General features: G+C 56.2%; 3 protein-coding genes. 1 reads left to right on the forward strand and 2 read right to left on the reverse strand.

Annotated features, from left to right (window positions below; translation table 11 throughout):
- Positions 1-208: 208 nt before the first annotated feature.
- On the reverse strand, positions 209-2278 hold the full coding sequence (locus tag KDX30_RS29180; protein WP_373562258.1) for a hypothetical protein: 2070 nt from the start codon (positions 2276-2278) through the stop codon (positions 209-211).
- A 369-nt stretch (positions 2279-2647) separates the two neighbouring features.
- On the reverse strand, positions 2648-4882 hold the full coding sequence (locus KDX30_RS29185; RefSeq protein ID WP_231678231.1) for a bifunctional diguanylate cyclase/phosphodiesterase: 2235 nt from the start codon (positions 4880-4882) through the stop codon (positions 2648-2650).
- Positions 4883-5162: 280 nt separating this feature from the next.
- Here KDX30_RS29185 and KDX30_RS29190 point away from each other — a divergent pair, with 280 nt between their 5' ends.
- The gene (locus KDX30_RS29190) at positions 5163-6557 is read left to right on the forward strand and encodes a spinster family MFS transporter (RefSeq protein ID WP_231678232.1); all 1395 of its coding nucleotides are present in this window, start codon (positions 5163-5165) and stop codon (positions 6555-6557) included.
- Positions 6558-6754: the final 197 nt, after the last annotated feature.

Below are 6754 nucleotides of genomic sequence, written 5' to 3' on the forward strand. Positions count from 1 at the left end.
GCCTTCCCGAATGAATTCGGCCCCACAGGCTCTTCATGAAGCCGAGTCGTGCGCAATCCCGTGGGAGCGAATTCATTCGCGAAGGGGCCGGTACATCCGTATCGACTGAAACACCGCCTTCCCGAATGAATTCGGTCCCACAGGTCAATCATGGGCCTGAGATCGTGGCTAACCTGTGAGCACGGTGCTGATTCGCAAGTCGCCGGCGTTACTTAACCCCGTAATCCGTCTTGCCCGTATGCTGATTCAGTGAAATGACCCGGGTCTTGCCGATGCGGTGACGATAAATTTCGCGCAGGTATTTGACGGCCTTCTTCACGCTCTCGCGAGAGATGCGGATGTCATTGATCGAGACAAACCTGGATTTGTCTTCGATCAGCTCGCGGTACTTCTTTTCGTACATCGGCTTGATCGCGTACCAGTTGGTGTCGAGGATCTTGGCCGGGTTCTCGTATTCGTTCAGCAATTCATCAACGCGGTCTTCGTCAAATTCTTCGCTGACGATGAAGTCCAGAATCGCGTTGTCCAGTGTGTCGTCGAAACGGTACTGGTTTTTCGCGAAGCAGCGCTTGATGAACGCCACGATCAGGGTCAGGAAGTCATCCGAAAGGCACGGACTTTTCGCGATCAACGTCGTCAGCGACAAGTTGGCCGACGCGCCGATCACCAATGCATAACGCTTGAGCGTGGTGTTGGGGAACAGGCTGTTGAGGTGCGTCTTCAGCCGGTTCAGGTCCATATAGGACAGCTTGTAGTCTTTGGGCAGGGAGACGATGGACACCACCGACGAGCAGTTCTTGAAGAAGTGCAGGTCGTGGAGTGCTGCGGCGTCATAGCCCGAAGTCTTGTACTGATCCAGTGCCGCACGATAACGCTTGGACTCGATCGGCAACAGGCTGATGCCTTCAATGGCCTGGGTCACTTTGTTGAAGTGTGGCAGGTCAATGGAGCGGAAGAACAAGTCATCAATGTTCAGGCGTGGCGGTTCTTTTTCGAACACCTTGAACTTGTCAGAACCTGGCGCCGGACTTTCCGGGACCACCGATTCGGCATAGGCAATCGCCACCGGGCCCGCCAGACTCATGAACAGGTCGTTGGCATCCAGACGAATCGTCTCGCCAATATCGATGCCTGCGCGTCGGAAGTAGTTCTGGTCGTAGTCAGTCGTCACCGCCTGAGCGGTAAGAATGTTGAAGATCTGCTGCGAGATGTACTGGTTGGCGTGACGCTCCATGGCGTTCACGTCAATGTTCTCGATGTTGCCGTCGTCGCTGGCTTCGGCGTAACGCATGATGTCATTGGAGATCAGCATCATGGCGTTCCAAGGGCGAATACGGCCCATGACGCTGGCTTCGCTGCTGTCTTCGTTTTCGAAGTTGTATGAGAAGTCCCATTCTTCCGACAGGTATTTGCACAGCAGGCGGCCAGCGTTGATGTGCAAGGCTTCGGACATTTCGCTGCGGTGATCGGAAATGTTTGGGAGCACGCAAATGCCGCTGGTGAAGATCGGCTCGAACACAAAGGACCGGCCACGCTTGCTGTCGTTTTCGTCAGTCGGCCGGGTGTCGAACGTCTTGTTCATGTACGAGAACTGTTGCGCCAGACCGAACTCGGAGGCCATGCCTGAACCGGTACCGCCACCCGCACTGAAGATGTAGAAATACAGCCGCGATTGGTTGGCCTTGATGCCGCACGAGTCGATCAGGTACGAGTGAATCAGTTTCCAGTCAGCGCTGGAGAAGTGGTTGGTGTCCTTGTTCAGGATGATCTTGGCCAGATACTGACCGAGAATCGGGGCGTTGCCCGCACCGCCGGCATGAACCTCTGAAAGGTCCATGATCTTCATTTTGCTGTAGTCGTTGATGAACCCGCTTTTCTCGCCCTTGCGCGAGAAACGGATGCGACCGGCAATGTCTTTGTCCAGGTCGCCGAGCATAACCAGTGGCTCGACCAGAAAAACTGGCTTGCTCGCTTTGTTTTGCACCAGTCGCAGGTTGTTGCGGATCCAGCGGACCGGGCTATAGCGCTTGTCTTCGCTCAGACGGTCTTCATTTTCGAACTGATTGAGATAGAACTTGCGTGCGTTGTAGACCAGTTCGGCAACATCCAGAGCAATGTTGGAACCGCAGCGCCCCAGACCGATCAGGCATACCGAGGGGAACTGCTGTTCGCTGCGCAGGACGTTGTCTTCGATATGGGCAGGTTGCGGGAAAACCGAATCGCGCAGACCATCAAGGTTATCCAGGATGCGATCTGTGTCGGTTTCCGTGAAATACATGTACTGCTGAGCGGGAACTGGCTTGGGCTGATAGTAGGTGCCCGGAAGGCCGGTGGCCTTTTCGGCAGCGAGTGCATTTAATGGTCCGTATATCGCACCAGCAGAATCATTCTTATTGGTCATCGTGCGCCATTAGCCTGGGGAGGGCGGCGATGCAGCAGCTGTCATCGCGCCGTCGCTGATAGAGAAATCACGACGTTGCAGTGCGGTTTTTTCAAGAACGATAGGGAAACCCCTATTCAAGAAAAGGGCACGCTCGGTCTGGTCCAGTAAATAGATCGGCGAGCGTACGGGAACCTTTAGCTATTTCAGGCTCAAGAATTGAACCCGGTCAGTTTTTTGCTGTCCCGTCTTTCCCGTACCATTCAGTTAGCGCGCGGGTCCGTGACTCCACTTTTCCGGCATGGGGTTTTGCTGAACAGTCTTCGGGGCGTTCTGGCTGGCGGTTTTACGTTGGTTAAGCTTCTGCACCAGCGGCAGGATTTGCTCAAGGGGCTGTGGCCGACTGACCAGATAGCCCTGAATATAATCGCAGCCATACTTGCTGAGAAACTCCTTCTGCTGCGACGTTTCCACGCCCTCGGTCACGACCTTCAATCGCAGGGTATGGGCCATTACGATGATTGCCTGAACGATTTCCATGTCCTGGGCTGAGCCCGGAATATCGAGAATGAAAGAGCGATCAATCTTGACCGTATCCAGCGGCAGGCGCTTGAGGTAGGCCAGGGATGAGTAGCCTGTGCCGAAATCATCAATGGACAGCGAAACACCCAGGCAGCGGATTTGCTTGAGCAAGCCAATGGTGGTGCTGATATTGCCCATAAGTGCGTTCTCGGTGACCTCCAGCTCCAGACGCCGTGCGGGAACATTGGCTTGTCGCAAGGCGCGCTGGATGTCATCGATCAGCGTTTCCCGGGTCAGGTTAAGCGCGGAGCAATTGACCGCAATAATCAGATCGTCGAGACCATTGCCGGACAGTTGCCCAAGGTCGTGGCAGGCGCGGCGCAGCACCCAGTTATCAAGATCGGCGATCAGGCCGTTGGTCTCGGCTATCTCGATGAACCGGTCCGGCGTCAGCAAGCCATGCTGCGGGTGCTCCCAGCGCACCAGTGCTTCGAGCTTGGACACCTGGCCGGTGCTGAGATCAACGATGGGCTGGTAATAGACCTGCAGGCCGTTTTCTTCAAGCAGCGCGTTGCGCAGTTCCTCCTCCAGTTGCAGCTCCAGACTGGCTTTGGTCTTGAGGTTGGGGCTGAAAAAGTGCGCCCGGTTGCGGCCGTTGCCTTTGGATTGATAGAGCGCCAGGTCGGCGTGCTTGAGCAGTTCGTCGCAAGTCTGGCCGTCCTGCGGGAAGATACTGATGCCGATACTGGTGGTCATGACCATATGCCGCCCGGCCAGGGCGATCGGTTCTTTCATCTTTTGCATGACCCGATTGGCCAGTTGCTCGGCTTCTTCGTAGTTGTGCAGGCTGATCAGAATGCAGAACTCATCGCCGCCAAAGCGGGACACCACATCATCGCCACGTGTCGCACTGCGAATGCGCTCGGCGATCGCCTTGAGAAGATCATCGCCCGCATCATGCCCAAGGCTGTCGTTGATACGTTTGAAATGGTCGATGTCGAGGAACATCACCGCCATCATTCCGCCGCTGGCGTGATGGTCGGTCAGTTTCTCGGCAAAAGTCTGGTTGAAACCACGGCGGTTGAGCAGGTTGGTCAGTGCGTCGTAATGCGCCACCTGCTGCAGCGACATGCGTGCCTGATCCAGTTGGCTGAGCAATGCGTTCACGCGGCGCAGGTCGTGTTCCTTGCTTTGCAGTTTCTTGTCAGCCATCGACGCGCTGAGGCTGCCCGCGATAATCAGCAGGGCGATGATCGCGATAGTCAGGCCCAGTTGCATGGCGTTTTCGGGAGCTGCCGATTCGAGTGGAATATTTTCGGGAAGCACCAGATTCAGCGACCACATGCCGATCATGTGGGTACCCAGCAAGCCCGCCCCGAGCAACATGCTGGCGCCGTATTTGAGCATCTGGTGGAACATGCCGCTGCCCTGACGCAGATAGCTGGGCATTAGCAGAAACACTGCGCCACATAGAATGGACATCAGAATCGAGAGCCCGAACGGACCGGGCTGATAGTACTGAACGGCAGGTGAGCGCAACGCCGACATGCCGACGTAATGCATGATGACCACGCCAAGGCCAATACCAATAGCGCTGAGCAGCCATTGACCGGGTCCGATGACTTCGTGGCTGATGGCTTTGATCGCGAACGCGCCAGCAATGGCCGCAATAAACAGCGAAGCAATGGTTGTGGGAAGGTCGTAGCTGACCTTCATCGGCGTTTCGAACGCGAGCATCCCAATGAAGTGCATAGCCCATGCGCCGCCCGCCAGGCACAGCGCGCCGAGCACTTGCCAGCGTTGCCGACTCTGCTGGTTTTCCGAATGAATGATGCGTTCGCCGATATCCAGCGTCGCCAGGCATGCAGCTGAAATGACGCCGAAGGACAGCGCCATGAGAAAAAGGTTATGCGTACAGTCCAGTAGCAGCATCCCGTCGTGGGATTGACCGGACATCAAGTGCAAACCAAGCCATTCCATAGCGGGCCCCATGTATTCAATGCCAGGGTCGCCAAATCCATGAATGGTGGCGAGTCGATGTCAGTATAGGAGTTGCGCTAAGTGTGCCAACTGGAAAGGGCTGAGGGGTTCAATCAATTTGGAATTAACATAATAGCGATTAGTTATAAGCCTATGCCGCTGCCTCAATGCCAGGTCATCTCTTTCGCGAATGTTTACAGACAGCTATTCGATGGCGCCCTAGATTGACTAGTGATGTCCAGCTTCACGCGTTTTTATAACAATAAAAAGGAGCCCCACCATGCAAGGCACCCCGCAGCCTTTGTCTCCACAGGCGTCCAATGCCTGGCGTGTTCTGTTTTTGCTGTTTCTGGCCAACCTGTTCAACTTTTTTGACCGCACCATTCCGGCAATCATCATTGAGCCGATTCGCATGGAATGGCACTTGAGTGATTTCCAGTTGGGAATCATCGGTACTGCGTTCACGTTGGTGTACGCCATCGCGGGTCTGCCTCTGGGGCGTATGGCCGACAACGGCTCGCGCAAGAAAATCATGGGCTGGGGCCTGGCAGTGTGGAGCGGGCTGACGGCGGTCAACGGCCTGGCGGGCAGTTTCTGGACTTTTCTATTAGTGCGAATGGGCGTCGGTATTGGCGAGGCCAGCTATGCACCGGCGGCCAACTCGCTGATCGGTGATTTGTTCCCCGCCCATCGACGCGCCCGGGCCATGGGCATTTTCATGTTGGGGCTGCCTTTGGGATTGTTGCTGGCGTTCTTCACCATCGGTGCGATGGTGACAGCCTTCGATAGCTGGCGGGCCCCGTTTTTCATTGCGGCTGTGCCGGGGTTGGTGCTGGCGTTATTCATGTTTTTCATCCGTGAACCCAAGCGGGGTGCTGCGGAAAGTGTGCGCATGTCCGAGGAGAAAATCGAAAAGCCGATTCGTCGCGTGCTCTCGGTGCCGACTTTTGGCTGGCTGGTGCTGGCCGGGCTGACGTTCAACTTTGCGACCTATGCGTGCAACTCTTTCATGGTGCCGATGCTGCAACGTTATTTTCTGCTGCCCTTGCACGACGCTGCGGTGGCGACCGGGATGATTGTCGGTGTGACGGGGTTGATCGGGTTGACGCTGGGCGGTTGGGTTGCTGACAAATTGCATCAACGTTTCGCCAACGGCCGGCTGTTGTTCGCGGCGGGCAGCATGTTGATTGCGACGCTGGCGACCGGCTATGCGTTGCATGCGGGCCGCATTGAAATCGGTGTGTTCGTGGGAGTTTTCAGCCTGGGGTGGCTGTTTGCATACAACTTCTACACCTGCGTCTACACCGCGATTCAGGATGTGGTCGAGCCCAGGTTACGGGCGACGGCGATGGCGTTGTTTTTCGCGGGGCTGTATTTGCTGGGCGGCGGGCTGGGTCCCGTGGTGGTCGGTTTGCTGTCAGATCACTTCGCCCATTCGGCCATGGCTGCAGCGGGCGCTGAGCAGATGAGCGAGGTTTACAAGGCGGTTGGTCTGCATGACGCGATGTATCTCATCCCGGTGGCGCTGTTCATGACGCTGGTATTTTTATACCTGGCGTCGCGGTGTTTCAGTCGGGATGCAGCGAGGATGAAGGCGGGGATGGTGGCGGATGAGCCGGGCGAGAATGAATGCGATGAGGCTTCTGTTGGAGCGAGGCTTGCCCGCGAAGAATGAATACGCGGTTTATCTGAATCACCTCATTGACGGCTTCGTTGGAATGCCGCCCAGATCAAGCCTAGCTCCAACAGAGTATGCGATCTTCTGTGGGAGCCGGGCTTGCCCGCGATAAGGCCAGCGCAGTAGGCAGATACACCGCGTTATCGTTTATCGCGAGCAAGCTCGGCTCCCACAGGACCGGTGGTGATCGTGGG

The sequence above is a fragment of the Pseudomonas quasicaspiana genome, from assembly GCF_021147825.1.
GTDB classification, from domain to species: Bacteria; Pseudomonadota; Gammaproteobacteria; order Pseudomonadales; family Pseudomonadaceae; genus Aquipseudomonas; species Aquipseudomonas quasicaspiana.